The 23,026-nt window shown below is 66.7% G+C and carries 19 protein-coding genes; 14 read left to right on the plus strand and 5 right to left on the minus strand.

Going from position 1 to position 23,026, the window contains the following annotated elements; translation table 11 throughout:
- Positions 1–48 precede the first annotated feature (48 nt).
- From AC07M7_RS03195 to AC07M7_RS03205, 3 genes are read left to right on the plus strand one after another with little or no spacing between them, the layout of a single operon-like run.
- Complete coding sequence (locus AC07M7_RS03195; protein WP_482998441.1) at positions 49–414, plus strand: BlaI/MecI/CopY family transcriptional regulator; 366 nt, start codon at positions 49–51, stop codon at positions 412–414.
- Complete coding sequence (locus AC07M7_RS03200) at positions 407–1,648, plus strand: TonB family protein (protein ID WP_197618993.1); 1,242 nt, start codon at positions 407–409, stop codon at positions 1,646–1,648. Before AC07M7_RS03195 ends, AC07M7_RS03200 begins: the two co-directional genes overlap by 8 nt.
- On the plus strand, positions 1,645–2,208 hold the full coding sequence (locus tag AC07M7_RS03205) for a hypothetical protein (protein ID WP_495206712.1): 564 nt from the start codon (positions 1,645–1,647) through the stop codon (positions 2,206–2,208). Before AC07M7_RS03200 ends, AC07M7_RS03205 begins: the two co-directional genes overlap by 4 nt.
- Before the next feature lie 65 nt (positions 2,209–2,273).
- Here AC07M7_RS03205 and AC07M7_RS03210 read toward each other — a convergent pair whose 3' ends face one another.
- The 3 genes from AC07M7_RS03210 to AC07M7_RS03220 all read right to left on the minus strand — a co-directional run bounded on the left by AC07M7_RS03210 (position 2,274) and on the right by AC07M7_RS03220 (position 5,015).
- Positions 2,274–3,074, minus strand: a complete 801-nt coding sequence (locus AC07M7_RS03210) for an MBL fold metallo-hydrolase (protein ID WP_495206713.1) — start codon at positions 3,072–3,074, stop codon at positions 2,274–2,276.
- Positions 3,075–3,085: 11 nt separating this feature from the next.
- Positions 3,086–3,904: a S1/P1 nuclease gene (locus AC07M7_RS03215; protein ID WP_495206714.1), complete on the minus strand. Its 819-nt coding sequence runs from the start codon at positions 3,902–3,904 to the stop codon at positions 3,086–3,088.
- 481 nt (positions 3,905–4,385) lie between these two features.
- The gene (locus tag AC07M7_RS03220; protein ID WP_046984265.1) at positions 4,386–5,015 is read right to left on the minus strand and encodes an OmpW/AlkL family protein; all 630 of its coding nucleotides are present in this window, start codon (positions 5,013–5,015) and stop codon (positions 4,386–4,388) included.
- Between the two features lie 193 nt (positions 5,016–5,208).
- Between AC07M7_RS03220 and gap the strand changes: the two genes are divergently transcribed.
- The 8 genes from gap (at position 5,209) to AC07M7_RS03260 (ending at position 16,599) form a co-directional block, all read left to right on the plus strand.
- The gene (gap, locus tag AC07M7_RS03225) at positions 5,209–6,213 is read left to right on the plus strand and encodes a type I glyceraldehyde-3-phosphate dehydrogenase (RefSeq protein ID WP_495206715.1); all 1,005 of its coding nucleotides are present in this window, start codon (positions 5,209–5,211) and stop codon (positions 6,211–6,213) included.
- Positions 6,214–6,338: 125 nt separating this feature from the next.
- Positions 6,339–9,011, plus strand: a complete 2,673-nt coding sequence (locus tag AC07M7_RS03230; RefSeq protein ID WP_495206716.1) for a DUF2339 domain-containing protein — start codon at positions 6,339–6,341, stop codon at positions 9,009–9,011.
- Positions 9,008–10,384, plus strand: coding sequence for a DUF3999 domain-containing protein (locus AC07M7_RS03235; RefSeq protein ID WP_495206717.1), 1,377 nt, complete (start codon positions 9,008–9,010; stop codon positions 10,382–10,384). Before AC07M7_RS03230 ends, AC07M7_RS03235 begins: the two co-directional genes overlap by 4 nt.
- Before the next feature lie 298 nt (positions 10,385–10,682).
- Positions 10,683–11,858, plus strand: a complete 1,176-nt coding sequence (locus tag AC07M7_RS03240) for a phosphoglycerate kinase (protein ID WP_495206718.1) — start codon at positions 10,683–10,685, stop codon at positions 11,856–11,858.
- Positions 11,855–12,508: an HAD hydrolase-like protein gene (locus tag AC07M7_RS03245; protein ID WP_495206719.1), complete on the plus strand. Its 654-nt coding sequence runs from the start codon at positions 11,855–11,857 to the stop codon at positions 12,506–12,508. Before AC07M7_RS03240 ends, AC07M7_RS03245 begins: the two co-directional genes overlap by 4 nt.
- Before the next feature lie 180 nt (positions 12,509–12,688).
- Entirely contained in the window at positions 12,689–14,155 is a 1,467-nt protein-coding gene (pyk, locus tag AC07M7_RS03250) for a pyruvate kinase (RefSeq protein ID WP_006388586.1), read from the plus strand.
- A 164-nt stretch (positions 14,156–14,319) separates the two neighbouring features.
- A complete protein-coding gene (locus tag AC07M7_RS03255; protein ID WP_006388532.1) occupies positions 14,320–15,324 on the plus strand; it encodes a class I fructose-bisphosphate aldolase in 1,005 nt (334 codons plus the stop codon).
- A 129-nt stretch (positions 15,325–15,453) separates the two neighbouring features.
- Positions 15,454–16,599, plus strand: a complete 1,146-nt coding sequence (locus tag AC07M7_RS03260; RefSeq protein ID WP_136639345.1) for an iron-sulfur cluster assembly protein — start codon at positions 15,454–15,456, stop codon at positions 16,597–16,599.
- A gap of 117 nt (positions 16,600–16,716) precedes the next feature.
- On the opposite strand, the gene AC07M7_RS03265 is transcribed toward AC07M7_RS03260, so the two are convergent.
- Positions 16,717–17,316 carry an O-acetyl-ADP-ribose deacetylase gene (locus AC07M7_RS03265; protein ID WP_495206720.1) on the minus strand — a complete coding sequence of 200 codons (600 nt, stop codon included), beginning with the start codon at positions 17,314–17,316 and terminating at the stop codon, positions 16,717–16,719.
- 275 nt (positions 17,317–17,591) lie between these two features.
- Positions 17,592–18,551, minus strand: a complete 960-nt coding sequence (gene cysK / locus AC07M7_RS03270) for a cysteine synthase A (RefSeq protein ID WP_012511957.1) — start codon at positions 18,549–18,551, stop codon at positions 17,592–17,594.
- A gap of 207 nt (positions 18,552–18,758) precedes the next feature.
- Here cysK and AC07M7_RS03275 point away from each other — a divergent pair, with 207 nt between their 5' ends.
- From AC07M7_RS03275 to AC07M7_RS03285, 3 genes are all read left to right on the plus strand, one after another.
- Complete coding sequence (locus AC07M7_RS03275; RefSeq protein WP_012511956.1) at positions 18,759–19,742, plus strand: LysR family transcriptional regulator; 984 nt, start codon at positions 18,759–18,761, stop codon at positions 19,740–19,742.
- A 604-nt stretch (positions 19,743–20,346) separates the two neighbouring features.
- The gene (locus AC07M7_RS03280) at positions 20,347–20,778 is read left to right on the plus strand and encodes a DUF2946 domain-containing protein (RefSeq protein WP_495206721.1); all 432 of its coding nucleotides are present in this window, start codon (positions 20,347–20,349) and stop codon (positions 20,776–20,778) included.
- Positions 20,779–20,850: 72 nt separating this feature from the next.
- Complete coding sequence (locus AC07M7_RS03285) at positions 20,851–22,914, plus strand: TonB-dependent copper receptor (protein WP_495206722.1); 2,064 nt, start codon at positions 20,851–20,853, stop codon at positions 22,912–22,914.
- Positions 22,915–23,026 lie beyond the last annotated feature (112 nt).

Consider the following 23,026-nt stretch of genomic DNA (forward strand, 5'->3'; position numbering starts at 1 on the left):
ATGATTCGATTACGCGCGTAATCGGGTCGTCGATTACGGATGTAAACCATGACCCCGATCAGCGAAGCCGAAGCCGTTGTGATGGAGGTGCTGTGGCAGCAGGCGCCACGTAGCGCCGACGATGTGGTGGTCGCGCTGGCCCACCGCGACTGGGCCGAGCCGACCATCAAGACCCTGCTCAACCGTCTGCTGACCAAGGGCGCGATCGCCGCCGAGCGCGATGGCCGGCGCTACCTGTACCGGCCGCTGCTGCAGCGCCAGGCGTGGGTGGAGGCGCAGAGCCAGGACTTCATCGGCCGCGTCTTCGAAGGGCGGGTGGCACCGCTGGTCGCGCACTTCAGCGAACGCGGCCAGTTGAGTGCGCAGGACATCGCCGAACTGAAGAAGCTGATCCAGGAGCTGGACCATGACTGAGCTGCTCGATGGACTGTGGCAAGCCAGCCTGTGGCTGGCAGTGGGCGTGGTCGTGCTGGCGGTGCTGCGTCCCTTGCTGGTGCGCCTGGGGGGAGTGGCGTTGGCCTACCGCAGCTGGTGGCTGCTGCCGTTGCTGGGGGCATCGTTGCTGCTGCCGTTACCGCAGGTGGCACTGCTGGAGCATGTGCCAACGCTGCCGTTGAAAGTGCTGCCCGGCGCCGTCGAAGGCATGACAGGGCAGTCGTTGCCGTGGGCCGGGCTGTTGCTGCTGGCATGGACGCTGGGGGCGGTCCTCTGTCTGCTACGCGATCTACGTGCGCAGCGGCGTTTTGAACGTGGCATGGGCCAACTGTGTGCACGCGCCGATGGCAGCTGGCAGGCCAGCGCCGACCCGGGCCTGCCAGCGTTGGTTGGCCTGTGGCGGCCGCGCATCGTGGTAGGCCCGGACTTCGACCAGCAGTTCACCGCACAGGAACAGGGCCTGATCCTGCAGCACGAGCGCAGCCACCGTCGCAATGGCGATCACTGGGCCAATGGGGCGCTGCTGATGGCACGCGCGGTGTTCTGGTTCCATCCGCTTCTGCCGTGGGCCGCCCGCCGATTCCTGCGTGACCAGGAGCTGGCCTGCGATGCCCGCACCATTGCCCCGCAGCCTGCGCTGCGCGGTCTCTACGCCAGCACGCTGCTGAAGGCGCAGCTGGTCCATCCGGTTGCGCCAGCGGTCTGCCATTGGCGCAGCCAACCCGTGTTGAAGGAGCGTATCGCCATGTTGAAGCAGTCCAAGCGGAAGGCATTGCCGTGGGTGTCGGGGCAGGTGCTGGTGGTCGGGTTGTGCCTGGGAATGGGGGCGGTGGCATGGGCCAGCCAGGGGGGCGTGGCCGGGAACCCGAGAATCGGTGTCGAGCCGTTTGAACACGCGGAAGAAGATGCCGCCAAGGCGGGTCTGGACAGGCCCATCCAAGTCGACAAGATGCCGCCACCTTCCTACCCGAAGTCCGCCATCGAGCAGCGTCAGGTGGGCGTGGTGAACCTGCGCGTGGAAGTGGATGCCAAAGGCCATCCGACTGACGTCCAGGTACTCAGCGCAACCAATCCGGGTGTGTTCGATGCGGTGTCGATCGCCGCTGCGCGGAGCTGGACCTATCGTCCGGCGATGAAGAACGGAAAGCCCGTTGCAGGGGCTGTGAAGATTCCGATCACCTATGCCATGGACAACACCGAGGACTCCCAGTGAAGTCCGCGCCGCTGTTGATGACGGCGGCGCTGTTGGCAGGGTGCGCGACCCAGGATCGCCTGACCACCGTTGATACCCGCAGCGAGAATGTCGGCCATCAGCGCCTGCAGCCGCAGACCGGTGGCGGCAGCGGGCAGCTGCAGACCTATTCGCTGGGCGCGAGCGAGGGCTACCGGATGCCGCAGTTGTACGCGGCACCGGATCCGCAGGTTGGTGACCGTGACCCACGCGTGGAACTGGCGCCTACCACCATCTGCCTGCAGGTGGTGGTCGATGCGCAGGGCAGCGTTGAACGCAGCATGCCGTTGGCCGATCGCCCGGAGTGCGTGGCAGGTGCTTCGGGCGAGAATGCGCCCCTTCTGCAGGCCGCACAGGAAGCGGTGGCGATGTGGAAGTACTCGTCCGCAGCGGTATGTCACTTTGCCGCTGGCAAGGCGCCTGCAGACCGCGGCGACTGCCGCGGCGCCGAGCGCGTCGAACCGGTGGCGGTTACCCTGCAGTACGCCTTTACGTTCGAAATCGTGAAGGGTCAGCATGTAGTGCGCACGCAGGGGAAATGAACGCCCGCGATGCGTGACCGAAAACGGTAGCGCCGGGCCATGCCCGGCGAGCGCAGCGGTGTGTGTCAGGCACCGCCCTGGATGTTGGCCTTCACCGCTGGCTGCATCAGCGTCGGTTCGGCCAGTGTGGCATCGCGGGCCTGGCGCACGCTGACGAACTCCGCCTCGGCCACGCCGTCATGCACGTGGATGTTGTGTGCGCGCTGCTCGCCGATGGTGGTTTCGTTGGCGAACTCGCGGCCGCCCGGGCCGTAGTCGTGGCAGACGAACACGCGCGTCGCATCGGGCAGCGCCAGCAGACGCTGGATTGAACGATACAACTGCGCGGCGTCACCGCCCGGGAAATCGCAGCGGGCGGTACCGCCGTCGGGCATGAACAGCGAGTCGCCGGTGAACAGTGCATCGTCAATCAGGTAGGCGATGCTGTCGCTGGTATGGCCGGGCACGGCAATCACCTGGCAGCGCAGTCCGCCAAGAGCGAAGGTCTCGCCATCGCCGAACAGGTGATCGAAGAGTTCATCCGCCGCAGGAAGCTGCAGGCCGTAGCGCGGCGCGAAGGTGGCCTGCACAGCACGGATGCCTTCGCCGATGGCCAGCGTAGCCCGCGGGAAGCGTTGCTTGAGACGGCGCCCACCCGATACGTGATCAGCGTGAGCGTGTGTCTCCAGCAGCCAGCGCAGCTGCAGGCCCTGTTGTTCGATGGCCTGCAACGCGGCATGCAGCGGCGCTTCACTGCTGGCGTCGGTATCGGGGTCGTAGTCCAGGACCGGGTCGATCAGCGCCGCTTCGCCGGTGGCCGGATCACTGACCAGATAGCTGAAGGTATTGCTGTCACGGTGGAAGTACGACTGCACCTGGACCGACATCGGAACTCTCCTCAGCGCGTGCCGAGCACGCGGTTCAGCAACTGCGCCAGGTTCTCACCGGCCAGTCGCAGCTGCGCTTCGGCCAGCGGCCGGTAGCGCTCGGTGTATTCATCACCGATTTTACGCGTGGCCGGATAAACGCCAGCTTGCATGGAAATGCGGCAGCTGGCCTCGGCCCACGTCTGCGGGTCGCGCTGCGGGTTGGACTGGCGCGCCAGCTTCGGCGCGCGCTGGCTCTGCAGCAGCGGCAGATAGCCGGCGTCGTCCAGCTTGCGGGTGTTGAGCATGCCGCTGTCCCACAGCGAGTGCAGGTTGGTGCCGCGGTTGCCGAACTGCAGCTGGAAATCGTTGCCGCCCTTGTCGTGTGCGTAGCCGGCATGCATCGGCTGATGGATGTCGCCGACCAGGTGCACGACGAACTTCAGCGCCTGCAGGCGCTCGCCATCGGTCAGGCTGCGGTCGCCGAGGATGGTGCTCTGCGCCTTCAGGGCTTCGACGATGCAGTTGCCGTTCTTGCAGTGCTTCGGTGCTTCGTAATGGCAGTTGTCTTCGGCGATGTTGACGTAGTGCCATCCGGCCGAGCGACGGCCCAGGCCCGGATCCTTGGCACGCAGCTGGTCGGCCCAGGGCGCGATGCTGGCCAGCGTGGCGTCCGGTTCGGTGGCCAGTAGACGGTCCACTTCGGCGCGGGCGGTGGGGTTGAGGCGGGCGTCGGCGACTTCGGCGACAAGGCGGTGGCCTTGCGCGCCCCAGGCATGGACGGGGGCGGAGACGGACAGCAGGGCCGGCGCCAGGGCGGCGGCGAGGAAGAAGGAGTGCAGGGCTTTCATGCGCACATTCTAGCGGGGGGAGGTGGATTGAAGAGCGGCGCGTTCCGGTCTGCTTGGGGCTGGCTGCAGCGCCTGCCCCTGCAGCCCCATCCAACATGGCCGCGGAGGCGGATGCAAAGGTCAAAGGCAACATCGAAGACAAATGCAGGATCAAAATCGGCCTCCCGCAAGTGCAGGCAACCACTACGCCTCGGATGTACAGCTTCTGCTCTTGCCCTTGCTTGAGCTGGCACGCGCGCGCAGATGGGAAGGGTGGAAAGGGTTGGGTGATCGGGACCGTTCGCCGCATGGGTGCGGCGATCGAGCCTACAGGGACGTATTTACGGCGTGTCCCGATCACCCAACCCTCTCCACCCAGTTCCAGATGCCGGTGCTTTTCGCGCAAAAAAAAAAGCCCCGGCAATCACCGGGGCAACATGCTGCGAGGGTTTTGCATGTAGCGGGGGGAGCGGGGGCGAAGCCCCCGCACTCAACACACCGCTTAGAACTTGAAGACGTACGACGCGCCGTAGACCAGCGGATCGATGTTGACCGTGCCGATCTTCTCGCCATCCAGCTTCACCTTGCTGTCGATGTCGATCCAGCGCATGTCCACGCGCAGCGCGCCCTTCTCGCCGATCGCGAAGTCCACGCCCGCATGCGCGGCCAGACCCCACGAATCCTGCAGCTTCAGGCGGCTGTCCTTCAGCGCACCGGTGGTGTCTTCGCTGAAGAAGGTCGTGTAGTTCACGCCCGCACCGATGAACGGCGACACCTTGCCCTTGCTGTTGAAGTGATACTGCAGGGTCACCACCGGCGGCAGCTGCTTGGTGCTGCCCACGCGGCCGAGGCCGTTGATGTTGATGTCGTGCTTGAACGGCAGCGCGGCCAGCACTTCGATGCCCAGGTTGTCGGCGATGAAGTACTCACCGGTGATGGTCGGCTTGACGTCGTTGTCGACATCGACCTTCAGGGTGCCGTTGGCCAGCCAGCCGTTGTTCGACTTCGGCGCCACCTGGTGCACGCCGGCGGAGACGGTCCAGTCGCCCTTGGACTGGGCCATGGCCGGGGCGGCGGCAAGGGACAGGGCGGCGGCCAGGCTGGCCACGATCAGGGGGGAGGTCTTGCGCATGGGGGTAGTCTCGTTGCTGGGTGGATGGCGACAGTCTCGGCCTCACGCCGCGCTAACGCTTTGATCCGGATCAAATCCTGTCCGCCAGCCCGTTGCCGGCAGGGGCTGGCCCACGGTGGCCATGCTCGGTTTGCTAGACTTGTGGGCCCTATCCATCCCGCCGCACCCGACGCGGCCGCAGGAGCTTGAGAACATGGCAATCAAGGTTGGTATCAACGGTTTCGGTCGCATCGGGCGTAACGTCCTGCGCTCGGCGGTGCTGAACTTCGGCGACGACATCGAAATCGTGGCCATCAACGATCTGCTGGAGCCGGATTACCTGGCCTACATGCTCAAGTACGACTCCGTGCACGGCCGCTTCAAGGCCGACGTGGCGGTGCAGGGCAACGACCTGCTGGTCAACGGCAAGAAGATCCGCCTGACCCAGGAACGCGACCCGGCCAACCTGAAGTGGAACGACGTGGACGTGGACGTGGTGATCGAGTCCACCGGCCTGTTCCTGACCAAGGAAACCGCGCAGAAGCACATCGACGCCGGCGCGAAGAAGGTGATCATGTCGGCGCCGTCGAAGGACGACACCCCGATGTTCGTCTACGGTGTGAACGACAGGACCTACGCCGGCCAGGCGATCGTCTCCAACGCCTCGTGCACCACCAACTGCCTGGCCCCGCTGGCCAAGGTCATCAATGACAAGTGGGGCATCAAGCGCGGCCTGATGACCACCGTGCATGCGGCCACCGCCACCCAGAAGACCGTCGATGGCCCGTCCAACAAGGACTGGCGCGGCGGCCGCGGCATCCTGGAAAACATCATTCCGTCGTCCACCGGTGCGGCCAAGGCTGTCGGCGTGGTCATCCCGGAACTGAACAAGAAGCTGACCGGCATGAGCTTCCGCGTCCCGACCTCGGACGTGTCGGTGGTCGACCTGACCGTCGAGCTGGAAAAGGAAGCCACCTACGCGGAGATCTGCGCTGAAGTGAAGGCACAGAGCGAAGGCCCGCTGAAGGGCATCCTGGGCTACACCGAAGACAAGGTCGTGGCCACCGATTTCCGCGGCGAAACCTGCACCTCGGTGTTCGACGCCGAAGCCGGTATCGCCCTGGACGGCACCTTCGTCAAGCTGGTGACCTGGTACGACAACGAGTGGGGCTACTCGAACAAGTGCCTGGAAATGGCCAAGGTCGTCGCCGCCAAGTAAGGCCGGCAAAGATCGCACGCGGACCCCGGCCTGGCCGGGGTTCGTCGTTTATGGGGCCGGCACTGTCGTAGCATGGGCCGGTCGACCGCTGCCGCTGGGGCGCGGGATCGCAATGGAAGCACGCAATGGAAGCACTGATAGCCCTGGTCGTACTGGTCCTGCTGGCCATCCCGCTGCTGCTGGTGGTGGCGCTGGTGATGATTGCCGGCCTGCGTCGCCGCGTCGCCGCGCTGGAAAGCGCACTGGCCGCCGAACCTGTCGCCAGGCCGGTCGCCGCCGCGCCCGCGCCTGAACGGCTGGTCACGCCCGCCGCCAGTGCCGATCCCCCCTTCCTGCGGCCGGTCGCTGCGGCTGTGCCGCCCTCACCTCAGCCTCCGCAGCCGCCGTTGCGCGAGGCCGCGCCCACCGAGGCGCCTGTTCCCCGTCCTGCCGCGCCACCGCCGGTGCCGGTGCAGCCACCGTTGCCGCCGTTGCCGCCAGAACCGGCGCTGCCTAATTTCATCGAGCGTGGCGTCGGTGCGGTCAAACGCTGGTTCACCGAAGGCAACGTGCCGGTCAAGATCGGCATGCTGGTGCTGCTGGCCGGTGTCGCCGCACTGCTGAAGTACGTCAGCGACCAGGGCTGGCTGGTGCTGCCGATCGAACTGCGCCTGGCCGGCGTCACCGTGGGTGCGCTGGGCCTGCTGGCCTTCGGCTGGCACCAGCGCGAACGTCGGCGCCTGTTTGCGCTGGCCCTGCAGGGCGGTGCCATCGGCGTGCTGCTGCTGACCATCTTCGCCGCGTTCAAACGCTTTGAACTGCTCAACCCAGGCTTTGCCTTTGCCAGTTCGATCGCACTGGTGGCCGGGCTGTGCGTGCTGGCAGTGGTACAGAACTCGCGCACGCTGGCGGTGCTGGGCATCCTGGCCGGCTTCATGGCGCCGTTGTGGCTGTCCACCGGCAGCGGCAACCACGTGGGGTTGTTCAGCTGTTACGCGGTGCTCAACGCAGGCATCTTCGCCATCGCCTGGTTCCGTCCGTGGCGTGCGCTGAACCTGCTCGGCTTCGCTTTCACCTTTGGCATCGGTACCTTCTGGGGCGTGCTGCAGTACGCGCCTGACAAGTTCAGCAGCACCGAGCCGTTCCTGTTGCTGTTCTTTGCCTTCTACCTGTTGATTCCGCTGCTGTATGCACGCCGTCAGCCGGCAGGTCGGCGCGATCTGGTCGACGGCAGCCTGGTGTTCGGCACGCCGCTTGTCGCGTTCTCGCTGCAGGCCGGCATGCTGCATGAGCATCCGATGACGCTGGCACTGTGTGCACTCGGCCTGGCTGCGATCTACGCGGTGCTGGCGCGGGCGCTGATCGCGCGTGCGTCGTACACCGTGCTGGCGCAGTCGCATGCGGTGCTGGCGGTGGGCTTCGCCACGCTGGCGGTGCCGTTGGCGCTGTCAGCGCGTGCAACCGGTGCGGTGTTCGCACTGGAAGGTGCCGGCCTGGCCTGGCTGGGCCTGCGCCAGAAGCGCTGGCTGCCGCAGGTGTCCGGTGCATTGCTGCAGATGGGTGCCGCGTTCGCCTTCGTTGCCGGTGGCGATCACTGGCATGAAGACGTGCGTTTCCTGCTCAACCCAACAGCGATTGGTGCGCTGCTGCTGGCCGTGGCCGGCTTCGCGTCGGCGTGGAGTTACCAGCGCAGGGAGCGTCACGAGATCGCGCTGGTCTACTACCTGTGGGGACTGCTGTGGTGGTTGGGCGGCCTGGTGCACGAGATCATCCGGTTCTTCCCCTACCGCATCGAAGTGGATGCACTGTTGGTGCTGGCCGCGGTTACTGCATGGCTGGCCGCGGAAATGCAGCGTCGCCAGCCGGCGCGCGCGCTGGGCGTGACCGCACTGGCGATGCTGGCGCTGGGCTTCCCGCTGGCGCTGGTGCAGAGCGATGCGCACCAGCAACCGTTCGCCGGCTACGGTGTGCTGGCCTGGGCGGCGTTCGCGGTGCTTGGTGTGCGCACGCTGCTGTGCCTGCGCCAGGGCGGCGACACCGTGGCACGTATCGCGCAGTTCCTGTGGTGGCTGCTGTGGCCCTCGCTGCTTTCGCTGCTGGCCTTGTGGGGCGGTGGCGAGGCCAACTTGGCGCAGGGCTGGACGACCCTGCTGGTCACGCTGCCGTGGCTGCTGATGGCGGCGCTGTCGCTGTGGCGCTGGAACGTCCTGCGCTGGCCGCTGGGCGTGGCCTTCGACAGCGTGCGCCTGCCGCTGCAGTGCGTGCTGTTCGGCCTGTTGTCGATCGGCTGGTTGTTCGGCCAGCTGCTGCCGGGTGATGCCGCGCCGCTGCTGTGGCTGCCGATATTGAATCCGGCCGAGATCGGGCAGTGGCTGAGCCTGCTGCTGCTGGCGCGCTGGCTGTACAGCGACCAGGCGCCGCAGGCACTGCTGAAGATCCGCCTGCCCGTGCTGGCGCTGGCGGCCTTCATTGCGCTGACCAGCCTGGTGCTGCATGGCGTGCACCAGTGGGGCGGCCTGTCCTGGAGCGCCTCGATGATGCGCTTCAGCCTGGCCCAGACCAGCCTGACCGTGCTGTGGAGCGTGCTTGGCGTGATCGCCTGGGTATGGGGCTCGCGTCGCGGCCAACGCGTGTTGTGGATGGTGGGCGCCGTGCTGATGGGCGTGGTGCTGGCCAAGCTGGTACTCATCGATCGCCAGCACCTTGGCAACCTGCTCGGCATCGCATCGTTCATCGCCTACGGCCTGCTGTGCACGGTCGTGGGTTATCTGGCACCGGCACCGCCCAGCGCGGCGCCGTCCGTGGAGGAAAAACAATGAGGAATTGGAGCAGGGCGCTGCTGCCGGCGATGTTCGGCATGCTGGCCGCCGTCGCGGTGCAGGCCGCCGAGTACCGCACCCAGTACGCCGAACAATGGCCGTTGACGTTGTCCAGTGCACAGTCCGGTGCGTATCGCGTCGTGCTGGAACCGGCGATCTACCGCCGTGCCGGTGCCGCCGACCTGGGTGATCTGCAGGTATTCAACGCGGCGGGCCAATCGCTGCCATCGGCGCTGCTGGCACCGGACCAGCCGTTGGCACAGCCGCCGGTGCAGCGCGAACTGCCATGGTTCGTGCTGCCGCCGCTGGCCGAATCGCAGCGCAATGACCTGCAGCTGCTGACCGAACGCGATACCGACGGCCGCGTGCGCCGGGTTGAAGCGCGCGTGGGCGGCAGCGCGGTGACGAACGGGCAGGGCGGTTGGCTGATCGACGCCAGCGTGCTTGGCCAGCAGCCGTTGGCAGCGCTGGTGCTGGACTGGGCTGACAGCGGCCAGCCGCTGCAGGCGCAGGTGCAGCTGGACGCCAGCGATGATCTGCAGAACTGGCGCCCGATCGCGCGGGATGTGCCACTGGTGGATCTGCAGCGCGCCGGCAAGCGCCTGTTGCAGCGCCGGCTGCAGGTGGACAGCAACGCCCGCTACGTGCGCGTGCTGGCACAGGGCGAGGCACGCCTGCCGACCCTTCGCAGCGTGCTGGCCGAGCTGCCGCCGGCGCCGGCCACGCTGCCATGGGAATGGCTGTCGCTGGAGCCGACGTCGAAGGGCAAGGGCGAGTACACCTTCGAGTTGGACGGCCGCTTCCCGGTGGCGCGCGCTGACGTGGCCAGCACCGACAACAGCCTGGTGCAGTGGACGCTGTTCAGCCGTGATGACGAGAGCGCGGAATGGCAGCGCCGTAGCGCACCATGGATTGCCTACCAGCTGCAGCAGGGCGCCCAGGGCCAGCGACAGCAGTCCGCCGCGCAACCGCTGGGCGGCATCCACCGCGACCGTTACTGGAAGCTGGTGGCGAACCCGGCTGAAACCGCGACGGCGCCGACCCTGCGCCTGGGCTATCAGCCGGAAGTGCTGGTGTTCCTGAGCCAGGGCGCGGCACCGTATGCGCTGGCGGTAGGCAGTTCGACCGCACGCCGGGCGGAGGCACCGGTGGACGTGCTGATCGAGGAACTGCGGCAGCGCAATGACCCTTCCTGGCAGCCGACGCTGGCGCGCCTGGAAGGCAGCCCGGAACCGCTGGCCGGAGACGCGGCGCTGAAGCCGCAGCGCGATTGGAAGGCGTGGTTGCTGTGGGCGTTGTTGGGGTTGGGCGTGCTGGTGGTGGGTGGTCTGGCGCTCAGTCTGCTGAAGCAGAAGCCGTCGCCTTCGGCATAGGTTCCGGCGAACGGCGCAGCCCCTCGTGGGTGGGGTTGGTCGTGTAGAGCAACAGCAGAAGTCGCGCTTGGCCGGGCGGGATGGGTTTACGGCGTCCCCTGCCAGCCCGAACCACCCCGGCCCATCCACAGCACCACGAAGCGCCAGCGCTTTGGCTTCGGCCGTTGCTGTTGCTGTCGCTGTTGCTGTCGCCCTGCGCTTCTGCCTGCCGCAGGCATCGGCCCTCCCACCACCCGCACCCGATACAATGGCCGTCTGCCGTAGCCCGGCATCCCGTCCCTGAGCCAAAGAGTTGCCCATGTCCATCGTCCGCATGACCGACCTCGACCTCTCCGGCAAGCGCGTGCTGATCCGCCAGGATCTGAACGTGCCGATCGAGAATGGCCGCATCACTTCCGAACAGCGCATCACCGCTTCGCTGCCGACGCTCAAGCGCGCGCTGGAGCAGGGCGCGGCGGTGATGGTCACCTCGCACCTGGGGCGCCCGAAGGAAGGCGTGTGGAGCGAAGCAGATTCGCTGGCGCCGGTGGCCCAGCGTCTGTCCGAGCTGCTCGGCCGCGAGGTTCCGCTGGTGCGCGACTGGGTCGACGGCGTCGAGGTGCAGCCGGGTCAGCTGGTGCTGCTGGAAAACTGCCGCATGAATGTCGGCGAGGCCAAGGACGATGAAGCCCTGTCGAAGAAGTATGCCGCGCTGTGCGACGTGTTCGTGATGGATGCCTTCGGTACCGCGCACCGCGCCCAGGCCTCCACCCATGGCGTCATCCGCTTCGCACCGGTCGCGGCCGGTGGCCCGCTGCTGATGGCCGAGCTGGATGCGCTGGCGCAGGCGCTGGATGCCCCGGCCAAGCCGCTGCTGGCGATCGTCGCGGGCAGCAAGGTCAGCACCAAGCTGGAACTGCTGGCCAGCCTGGTTGGCAAGGTCGATCAGCTGATCGTCGGTGGCGGCATCGCCAATACCTTCATCGCCGCCGCTGGCTACAACGTCGGCAAGTCGCTGTATGAGCCGGACCTGCTGGACACCGCGAAGAAGATCGTCGCCGATGCCAAGGCCCGTGGTGCGGACATCCCGCTGCCGGTCGACGTGGTCACCGCCAAGCAGTTCCTGCCCGACGCCATGGCTGAAGTGAAGGCGGTCGACGCCGTCGCCGAAGACGACCTGATCCTGGACATCGGCCCGCAGACCGCTGCGCAGTATGCGCAGCTGATCGAAAACGCCGGCACCGTGGTCTGGAACGGTCCGGTTGGCGTGTTCGAGTTCGAGGCCTTCAGCAAGGGCACCGAAGCGCTGGCTCGCGCCATCGCCAGCTCCAACGCGTTCTCCATCGCCGGCGGTGGCGACACCCTGGCTGCGGTCGACAAGTTCGATATCGCCGCGCAGGTCAGCTACATCTCCACCGGCGGTGGTGCGTTCCTGGAGTTCCTGGAAGGCAAGACCCTGCCGGCCGTGGCCGCACTCGACGCGCGCGGCGCATGAATGCCGACCACGGCAGGGATGTGCTGTTCTTCGACCTCGACGGCACGCTGATCGATTCGCAGGTGGGCATCACCGCCTGCATCGCCTACGCGCTGCAGAAGATGGACCATCCGGTGCCGCCGCAGGACACCCTGCTGGGCTGGATCGGTCCGTCGTTGCGGACCACCTTCGCGCCGCTGTTCGTCGAACCGGCGCGGGTGGAACAAGCCGTGGGCTACTACCGTGAACGTTTCGATGCCGAAGGCTGGCGCGAGCACACGGTGTATCCGCAGGTGGAAGACGCGCTGCGCACGCTGCACGGTCGTGGCCACCGCCTGGCGGTGGTCACCGCCAAGAACGAGCCGCACGCGCGCCGCATCCTTGCCCACCTGCCGTTCGGCGGGTTGTTCGAGGAGATTGTCGGCTCGACCCTGGACGGCTCGCGCAGCCACAAGCCGGAACTGGTCGGCGAAGCGCTGCGCCGGTTGCAGGTGCAGCCGGCGCAATGCTGGATGATCGGCGACCGCCGCATGGACATCGAAGGTGCGCGTCACCACGGCCTGCGCAGTATCGGTGTGCTGTGGGGCTTCGGTGGCGAGCAGGAGCTGACCGAAGCCGGCGCCGGGCAACTGGCACGCGAACCGGCGCAGTTGGAAACGCTGCTGGCGTGATGCGCCTTTGATCGGTAGCGCCGGGCCCTGCCCGGCGCTACCACGACCCTGCGCCAGCGTATGTCCGGCCGATGTCCGTTCGATGACCCGCGAAGTCAGGCAGCGCAAGGCTGTAACCGTATACATGCGGCGTGAAGGATGTGCTAATTTCCGTTCTTTATCGGGAGAGGCCCATTCACCATGTTCGAGCGTCAGCGTCGCACCAAGATCCTTGCCACCCTCGGCCCGGCCACTGATCCGCCGGGCGTGCTGGAGGATCTGTTCCGCGCCGGCGTCAACGTGGTGCGGCTGAACTTCAGCCACGGTGATCCGTCCGGCCAGGCCAAGCGTGCCGCCGAAGTGCGTGCGGCTGCGGCCCGCGTCGGCGTGGAAGTGGGCATCCTGGCCGACCTGCCGGGCCCGAAGATCCGCATCGAGCGTTTCGCCGAAGGCAAGGTGCAGCTGAAGGCGGGCGACCGTTTCGACCTGATCGCCAGCACCAATGCCGGCCCCGGTGATGCGACCCAGGTCGGCGTCAGCTACCTCGGCCTGCCGCAGGATGTCGGCCCGGGTGATGTCCTGCTGCTCGACGATGGCCTGATGCAGCTTCAGGTAGTCGAAGTGGAAGGCGAGCGCATCATCAACACCGTGCTCAACGACGGCGCGCTGTCTGATCGCAAGGGGTTGAACAAGCAGGGCGGCGGCCTGTCGCTGGGTGCGCTGACCGAGCGCGACAAGGAACTGATCGGCATCGTCGCCAAGATCGGCGTCGATTTCATCGCCGTGTCGTTCTGCCGCAATGCGCAGGACATGAATGACGCGCGCGAGATCGCTGAATCGCACGGCTGCTACGCCGCACTGGTGTCGAAGATCGAGCGCACCGAGGCCATCGAAAACCTCGAAGAGATCGTCGAGGCCAGTGACGTGGTGATGGTTGCGCGCGGTGACCTCGGTGTGGAAATCGGCGATGCCGAACTGCCGGGCCTGCAGAAGAAGATCATCAAGGCCTCGCTGGCGCAGAACAAGGTGGTCATCACCGCTACGCAGATGCTGCAGTCGATGGTCGAAAGCCCGATCCCGACCCGCGCCGAAGTGCTGGACGTGGCCAACTCGGTCATCGACGGCACCGACGCGGTCATGCTGTCGGCTGAAACCGCTGCCGGTGCCTACCCGGTCAAGGCCGTGGAAGCGATGGCGCGGATCTGCCTGGGTGCCGAGCGCCAGTTCCAGACCGAGACCGACTTCAACGCCTCGCCGCGCAACCTGGAACGTGCCGACCAGGCCATTGCCATGGCCACCATGTTCCTGTCCCAGCACGTGGGCGTGCGCGCGATCGTGGCGATGACCGAATCCGGTGGCACCGCCCGCTACCTGTCGCGTTTCCGTGCCAAGGCGCCGGTGTTCGCGGTCACCCGCCATGACGGCGCCCGCCGGCAGATGGCGCTGATGCGCGATGTGTATCCGATCAACTTCGACAGCCGTGGCCTGACCCCGCGCGAAGCCGCGCGCGGCAGCATCCGCCTGCTGGTTGAAGCTGATCTGCTGCAGGCCGGTGACCGCGTGGTGTTCACCAGCGGCGAGCACATGGAAACCCTGGGGGCGACCAACACCCTGCGCCTGCTGGAAGTGGGCGAAGACGGCCGTGCCAGCGGTCTGGGCGACCTGTAAACCCTGGAGCCCGGGTCAGTTCCCCGAAGGGGCTCTGACCCGGCGCAACAGGACATCGTCTGTCCTGTGCGGACATTGGAATCGTTTCCAGCCTGGCCTCCACGGCGAGGCAACGGATAGCGGGGCTATACTTACGTTTTTCCCGCACCCGCCACAGGAAGTACATGAGCATCGAACAGCTGGCTGAAACCGCCCAGGCCATGGTTGCCCCGGGCAAGGGCATCATCGCGATCGACGAATCCACCGCTACCATCGCCAAGCGTTTCGCCGGCGTCGGTATCGAGAACACCGAGGAGAACCGTCGTGCCTATCGCGAACTGCTGCTGACCACGCCCAAGCTCAACGAGCATATTTCCGGCGCCATCCTGTATGACGAAACCATCCGTCAGTCGACCAAGGACGGCGTGCCGTTCGCCAAGTACATGGCCGACCACGGCATGATTCCGGGCATCAAGGTGGACAAGGGTGCGCACCCGCTGGCCGGCTGCCCGGGCGAGCTGGTGACCGAAGGCCTGGACGGCCTGCGCGAGCGCCTGCAGGAGTACTACAAGCTGGGCGCGCGCTTCGCCAAGTGGCGTGCGGTGATCAACATCGGCGAGAGCATTCCGTCGGGTACCTGCATCGAGTCTAACGCCCACGCGCTGGCCCGCTACGCAGCGCTGTGCCAGGAATGCGGCCTGGTGCCGATGGTCGAGCCGGAAGTGATCATGGACGGCGACCACGACATCGAGACCTGCTACGAAGTCACCGAAGCGACCCTGCGTTCGCTGTTCGATGCGCTGTACCAGCAGAACGTGCTGCTGGAAGGCACCATCCTGAAGGCCTCGATGGTCATCTCCGGCAAGAACTGCGATGAGCAGGCCGACGTCGAGGAAGTGGCCGAGTCGACCGTGATGTGCCTGAAGAGCACCGTGCCGGCGATCCTGCCGGGCGTGGTGTTCCTGTCCGGTGGCCAGAGCGACGAGCAGTCCACCGCTCACCTCAACGCCATGAACCAGATGGGCAACCTGCCGTGGCCGCTGAGCTTCTCCTACGGCCGCGCGATGCAGCAGGCTGCGCTGAAGCTGTGGGCCAAGGACATGAAGGGCAACTACGCTGCTGCCCAGAAGACCGTGTACGAGCGCGCCAAGGACAATGGCCTGGCCGCGCTGGGCAAGTGGAACGGTTGATCCGTCCCATCGCAGGATGAACAGGGCAACGCCGGCATCACGCCGGCGTTTGCTTTTGCGGGTATCTTTTCCGCCCCCACGCACCGGGCCGGTGTGCGGGACATACATGGAAGGCCAAGGAGAAAAAACATGCGTTTGGCAGCAATCACAGTGGCCGTTGCCACGGTCCTGATCGCCGGCGGTTGCAACCGCATCGGTGGCGGTGGTGACGCAGGCAAGGCCGCGTCTCTCGATTTCGACAAGCCGGTGTCCGGCGAAATCACCTCGCGTAGCGGCATCAACTTCAACGACGGCAGCCACCACCAGCTGTACCAGATCAAGCTGGAAGACAAGGACCTGGTCGGTCTGAAGCTGACCGGTGCACTGACCGGTTCGATCGCCGTGTTCAACAACGGCAGCCTGGTATCCACCAGCAATACCGGCTACGAACGCGAAGGCGACGTCTCGCTGGCCTTCCGTGCAAACGGTGGCGGCACCTACCAGGTGGCGGTCAACGCCGATGGCCCGAGCGCCTTCGGTCCGTATCGCCTGCGCGCCGAGAAGCTGAAGCCGTATGACGGCAAGCCGCTGGTGGGTAGCGGCGAGATCGCCGACATGCTGGCCGGCAGCTCGCAGGACTACACCCTGCAGGTGGAGAAGGCAGGCCTGTACGAGATCCGCCTGGTGTCGGATGTGTTCGACCCGGTGCTGAAGCTGTCGGGCCAGGGCGTTGAGGCCGAGAATGATGATGGCAACGACAGCACCAACTCGCGCCTGACCCTGTCGCTGAAGCCGGGCAAGTACACCTTGACCGCGCGCGGTCTGGGCGACGGTGTCAATGGCATGTTTACCCTGTCTGCCAACCGCATCGAACTGCCGGGCAATCTGGTTGAACGCGATGGCACCGCCCTGCCGAAGTCGGGCAGTGTGTACACCATGCTCGACAACGATGGCCGCCGTCGTTTCCTGCTGACCCTGGACCGCCCGGCCGACGTGCGCCTGGATGCGATCTCCAGCCAGGTCGATACCGTGCTGCGCGTGGTCGGCGGTGATGTCGAGCTGACCGACGACGACGGTGGCAACGGTACCAATTCGCGCCTGGAGGAGACCTTGCCGGCCGGTCACTACACCATTGACGTGTCCAGCCTGAACAATGGCGCGGGCATGGTGGAAGTGCGCGTGCAGGTGGAGGGTGCCAGCGCCGACGGTGCTGCTGCCTCGGCCGCGCGTGCCGCTGCGGACGCTGCTGCCGCAGTGGCCGATGATGCCGCCGCAGTGGATGCCGCCAGCCGCTGACATCGCTCCATGCGGCGCATGGATGGGTAGATCCAAGCGACGCGTGGATGGAAGCAGTCGCACAACAGAAAAGGCCGGGCATCGCCCGGCCTTTTCTGTTCCAACCACGTCAGCCGTTCAATGCGCGGCTGCAAATCCGGTATCGCCCAATGGCGGCAGCATCGAGCTGCGCGGCTCGTTGTCCGCGTTCTGTCCGGCAGCGGTCAGCGCCTGCTGGTAAGCCTTGGCGGTAGCGGTATTGAACGCCACCAGCACGATGCGCATCGGCTGTGCATGGCTGCGCTGCCATGCCAGCGTTTCGGTCACTGCGATCTGCGCGGCCTGGTACAGCGGGTAGCCGTACACGCCGCAGCTGATCGCCGGGAAAGCGATCGATGTCACTCCCAGCGATTCGGCCAGCTGCAGGGATTTCCAGTAGCAGTTGGCCAGCAGCGCCGGTTCGTCGCGTTGACCGTCGTGCCAGACCGGGCCGACCGTATGCAGCACATGCCGCGCAGGTAACGCATGGGCGTCGGTGGCACGCACTTCGCCGGTCGGGCAGCGCACACCGGGCCGCAGTTCCGGCAGCTGTTCGCATTCGGCCAGCAGCGCTGGGCCTGCGGCGCGATGGATCGCACCGTCGACACCGCCACCGCCGATCAGTGTTTCATTGGCCGCGTTGACGATCGCATCCACCGCCAGGGTCGTGATGTCGCCCTGCCAAACTTCGATCTTCATGCGCCCGTCTCCTGCCTGTGAGGTGTTCCGCGCAGCATCTGCGCCGGCTGTTCCCAAGGTAGGGGACAGGGCATTGATACTGCGTCATGACCGTCTCACGCGCTGCGATCCGGCGGCCTTCACGCACGATGGCGGGTGGCGCCTTCACGCAGGCTGAAGCAGAAAGGGGTCAGAGCCTTTTCCCGCACGGAAAATGCTCTGACCCCTGCGATCCATAGTTCTGGCAAACCGGGTCAGAGCCCTTTCCCTGCAGGAAAGGGATCCGACCCGATGCGTCACGGCAGGCCGGCCAACCAGTCGTCGTCGGAACCTTCGTTCACATCGGCAAATAGCGGCGTGGAGAAGTAGCGTTCGCCGGTGTCCGGCAGCATCGCCAGGATCACCGAGCCCGGTTCGGCGCGCGCGGCGACATCCAGCGCGCTGGCGACAGTGGCGCCAGCGGAGATGCCAACGAAGATGCCTTCCTCCGCCGCCAGGCGGCGGGCGGTGGCGATCGCGCGGTCATCTTCCACCGTCACCAGTTCATCCACTACATCACGGTTGAGTACATCGGGCACGAAGTCCGGGGTCCAGCCCTGGATCTTGTGCGGCTTCCAGTCATCGCCCTTCAGCAGCGCGGCACCGGCCGGTTCGGTGGCGATGATGCGCGTCTGCGGGCGCGCGACCTTCAGTACTTCGCCCACGCCGGTGAGCGTGCCGCCGGTGCCCCAGCCACTGACGAAGTAGTCCAGTCGCTTGCCGGCGAAATCGCGCAGGATCTCGGCGGCGGTGGTGTTGCGGTGGTAGGCCGGGTTGGCCGGGTTGGCGAACTGGCTGGCCAGGAACCAGCCGTGCTGCTCGGCCAGTTCGGCCGCCTTGCGTACCATGCCGCTGCCGCGCTCGGCGGCCGGGGTCAGGATCACCTTGGCGCCATACGCGCGCATCAGCTTGCGCCGTTCCACCGAGAACGTTTCGACCATGGTTGCCACGAACTTATAGCCGCGCGCGGCGGCGACCATCGCCAGTGCCACGCCGGTGTTGCCCGAGGTGGCCTCGACGATGGTGTCGCCCGGCTTGAGCAGGCCACGCGCTTCGGCGTCGAGAATGATCGCCAGTGCCAGGCGGTCCTTCACTGAGCCGCCCGGGTTGAACGACTCGACCTTGGCGTAGAGGCTGACCTGCGGCGGAGCCAGGCGCTGCAGCTTGACGATGGGGGTGTTGCCGACGGTGTCGAGGATGGAGTCGTACAGGGCCATGGAAGCGCTCCGGAGAGGGGCCGCGCCGGGCTTCGGCGGGCGAAGGGGGAGGGCTGGCTGTTGAGGCCAGCGGCTGCCGGCTGACCGTAGCGCCGGCATATGACGCCCGGAAATGACCAGATACCTTTCTTAAACAACCTTTGGTTATAAGCTGGTGACGGCAATTGACCCTAGAGTGGACCTCCGCCCCCACATCGCCCGCCTGCCATGACGCTGACCCAGCTGCGCTATCTGGTTGCCATCGCCGACGCCGAGCTGAACATCACGCTGGCCGCCTCGCGCGTGCATGCCACCCAGCCCGGCCTGTCCAAGCAGCTCAAGCAGCTGGAGGACGAGCTGGGTTTCCTGCTGTTCGTGCGCAAGGGCCGCAGCCTGGAGTCGGTCACCCCGGCCGGCACCGAGGTCATCGCCCGCGCCCGCTCGGTGCTGGCCGAGGCCAACAACATCCGCACCTACGCGGCCAACCAGCGCCGCGAGAGTCAGGGCCAGCTGATCCTGACCACCACCCACACCCAGGCGCGCTTCGTGCTGCCGCCGGCGGTGGCGGCGATCAAGCAGGCGTATCCGCAGGTGAGCGTGCATCTGCAGCAGGCCGGTGAAGCCGATGCACTTGATCGCTTGAACCAGGGCGATGCCGACATTGCGATCATCAGCACCGCCGGCAGCGAGCCCACCGATGGCATTGCGGTGCCGCTGTTCCGCTGGCGGCGCCTGGTGGTGGTGCCCAAGGGCCACCCGCTGGACCGCGCAGGGCGCACCCCGGACCTGGCCGCGCTGGCCCGGCAGCCGCTGATCAGCTACGAATCATCGACTCGGCCGAATTCCTCGCTGCAGCGTGCCTTCGCCGCCAACGGCCTGGTGCCGGATCTGGCGTTGACCGCGCTCGATGCTGATCTGATCAAGACCTACGTGCGCACCGGACTGGGCGTGGGGTTGCTGGCGGAGATGGCGGTCAGTTCCAACGACGAAGACCTGAAGGCGTGGCCGGCGCCGGCACCGATTGCCGAGTGCATCGCCTGGGCGGTGCTGCCGCGCGACCGGGTGCTGCGTGATTACGCGTTGGAGCTGGTGCACGTGCTGGCCCCACAGATCGATCCGCGCGACCTGCGCAGGGTGCTGGATGGCAACCAGGCGGCGGCGTGGCCGGTACCACCGACGTGGGAGTCGCTGACCCAGACCATCACGGTGTGAGGCTGGTCGAGCAGGGCTGCGCCCTGCACCTGCTGCAAACCGGAGCAACAGCAACAGCAACGTCAAAAGCTCGCTATCCGTGGGATGGCGGGGCGGTGTCGGACTGCGGGGACGCCGTGAACCCGTCCCTGGGGGCTTGGCCGCGGCATCCATGCCGCGGACACCCCGCACTCCGACACCGCCCCACCTCTGACAGATTCCGATGGCTGTTGGTAGGTGTCGACCTTGGTCGACACGGTAGATCCACGCCATGCGTGGATGGAAACTGTCAGATATCGAAATACATGTGGGGTCAGATCGGAAAACGGATCTGACCCCAAGAGCCGTTCCAACAGACCGCAGGAATCTGTCGAAGGCGGGGTGGGTCCGGTTGCGGGAGTGTCCGCGGCATGGATGCCGCGGCCAAGCCCCCAGGGATGGGTTTACGGCGTCTCCCGCAACCGGGCCCACCCCGCCTACCCACAGGAAGCCCGCTTCTGCTTCGTCTGTTGCTGTTGCTGTTGCTCCAGCTCGCAGCGGGTGCAGGGCGCAGCCCTGCCGATAAACCCCCTCCTGCGACGGTTCGTCGCACGGGCAACCCTGGACCCCGCTCTACACTAGCGGGGTGACCCGCCCGTCCCGCCCGCAGCGCCTTCTGCTCCAGCTCGCCATCCTGGCGACGCTGCTGGTGGTGCTTGCGCCACTGGTCAGCCGCGCGCTGCAGGCACAGCCGATGGAGCACGCCGCGATGGCAGGCATGGACCACGCCGCCATGGGCCATGACATGCACGCCATGGCCATGGCCGGGCACGATCGGCACGGCGCTGCGCCTGCAGCGCCCAGCCGTCCGGCCGACCACCACGCCATGCATGGCGAAGCCTGCGAATACTGCGTGCTGGCGATGCGCCTGCTGCCGTGGCTGGCCGTGCTGGTGCTGCTGTTGCCGCTGTTGTGGCGGCCGCAGCTGGCGTTCCCATGGTCGCAGCAGGTGCTGCCGGCACTGCGGTGGCCGGCACATGCCGCGCGTGGGCCGCCGCGCTTCTCCATCGTTCGCTGATGTCCCTATCGAATCCGCCGCACGACGCCTGACCGGGCGCCGTGCGCGCGTGCGTACTTTGGAGCTGTTCCGATGAAAATGACTTCCCGCCCCGCGGGCGCCTGCGCGCGCCTGCCGGTTGCCCTTGGCCTGGCCGTGGCCGCATCACTGGCACACGCCGCGCCTGCCGACGAGGCGCGCACTCTCGACACCCTGGTGGTGACCGCCGCTGCACCGTCCTCGCCGCTGCACTGGGTGACCGATCCGCGCCTGCCTCGGCAGCCGGTGCCCGCCAGCGACGGTGCTGATTACCTGAAAACCGTCCCCGGCTTCGCCGCCATCCGCAACGGTGGCACCAATGGCGACCCGGTGCTGCGCGGCATGTTCGGTTCGCGGCTGAACATCCTCAGCAACGATGGCAACCTGATCGGTGCCTGCCCGTCGCGCATGGACAATCCGCTGTCCTACATCGCGCCGGAGAGCTTCGACCGGTTGACCATCATCAAGGGCCCGCAGAGCGTGCGCTGGGGCGCAGGTGCCTCGGCCGGCACCGTGCGTTTCGAGCGCGATACGCCGCGTTTCGATGAGCCGGGCCTGCGTGCCGATGCCAGTGCGCTGGTCGGTTCGCGCAACCGCAACGACCAGGTGCTGGACCTGACACTGGGCAATCCGACCGGCTACGTGCGTGCAAGCGGCAACCGTTCCGAAGCCGATGACTACAAGGACGGCCACGGTGACGTGGTGCCGTCGAAGTGGCGCAAGTGGAATGGCGACGTGGCCATCGGCTGGACGCCGGATGCCGACACGCTGCTGGAAATCTCCGCCGGTGCCGGTGATGCGATCGCGCGTTACGCGGGCCGTGGCATGGACGGTGCCGCGTTCGAGCGCACCAGCTACGCGGCGCGCTTCGAAAAGCGCAATCTGCCGGGTGCGTGGGACACGCTGCAGGCCAACGTGTACTACAACAAGGCCGATCACGTGATGGACAACTACACGCTGCGCACGCCGAACCCGCACAGCATGATGCCGATGCCGATGGCCTCGAACGTGGACCGCCGTACCCAGGGCGGGCGGGTCAGTTCCGAGTGGCGCTGGCAGGACGTGCAGCTGGTGGCCGGTGCGGATGGCGAGGACAGCCGTCATCGTGGCCGCATGGGCATGGGCCGCGACACCTACCGGCAGGCAGCCTGGGAGACCGATGCCAACTTCCGCCGCTATGGCGTGTTCACCGAGTTGACCCTCGGCGCCGGCACCGACCAGCGCTGGATCAGCGGGCTTCGCATCGATCGCGCGAGCGTCCGCGATGAGCGGCAGTCGGTGCGCGGGATGATGGGCAACCGGCCGAACCCGACCGCTGGCCTGCAGCGCAAGGAATGGCTGGGCAGTGGTTTCCTGCGCTACGAGCAGGATCTGGCCGACGGCTTGACCTGGTACGCAGGCCTCGGCCACAGCGAGCGCATGCCTGACTACTGGGAGCTGTTCTCGCCCAACCAGGGACCGGCCGGCACGGTGAATGCATTCAGCGGCGTGCAGCCCGAGCGCACCACCCAGCTTGATGTGGGCATGCAGTACAAGGGCCCGCGCGTGCAGGCCTGGCTCTCGGCGTACGCCGGTCAGATCCAGGACTACATCCTGTTCACCTACCACGGCAGCGGGATGATGGGCATGAGCCAGGCCCGCAACGTCGATGCCCGCATTGCCGGGGCCGAGGCGGGCGTGGAAGTGGCGCTGGCCGAACAGTGGAAGCTGGGCGGCACGCTGGCCTATGCCTGGGGCGAGAACCGCGACCAGCAGCGACCGCTGCCGCAGATGCCGCCGCTGGAGGCGCGCCTGAGTGCGAACTGGGAAGGCCAGCGCTGGAGTGCTGGTGCGCTGCTGCGTGCGGTGACCCACCAGCACCGTGTCGCCGATGGCCAGGGCAACGTGGTCGCCCAGGACCTGGGACCGAGCGCCGGCTTCGCCACCTTCGCGCTCAATGCGGCTTACCGCTTCAGCTCGCAGCTGCAGCTCAGCGCGGGTGTCGACAACCTGTTTGATCGCACCTACAGCGAGCACCTGAACCTGGCCGGCAGCGCCGACTTCGGCTTCCCGGCCGACCCGGTACGCATCAACGAGCCGGGCCGCAGCGTGTGGATGAAGGTGAACTACCGGTATTGATCCGCCGGGCAAAAAAAAACGGGGCCGGATCCCCGCCAGGATCCGTCCCCGCCCGACGCCCTCTGTCGGGCAGCTTCGACTCTACGATGGCAACGTCGGTAATGGGTCGCTG

The sequence above is a fragment of the Stenotrophomonas sp. GW821-FHT09E08 genome, from assembly GCF_059416125.1.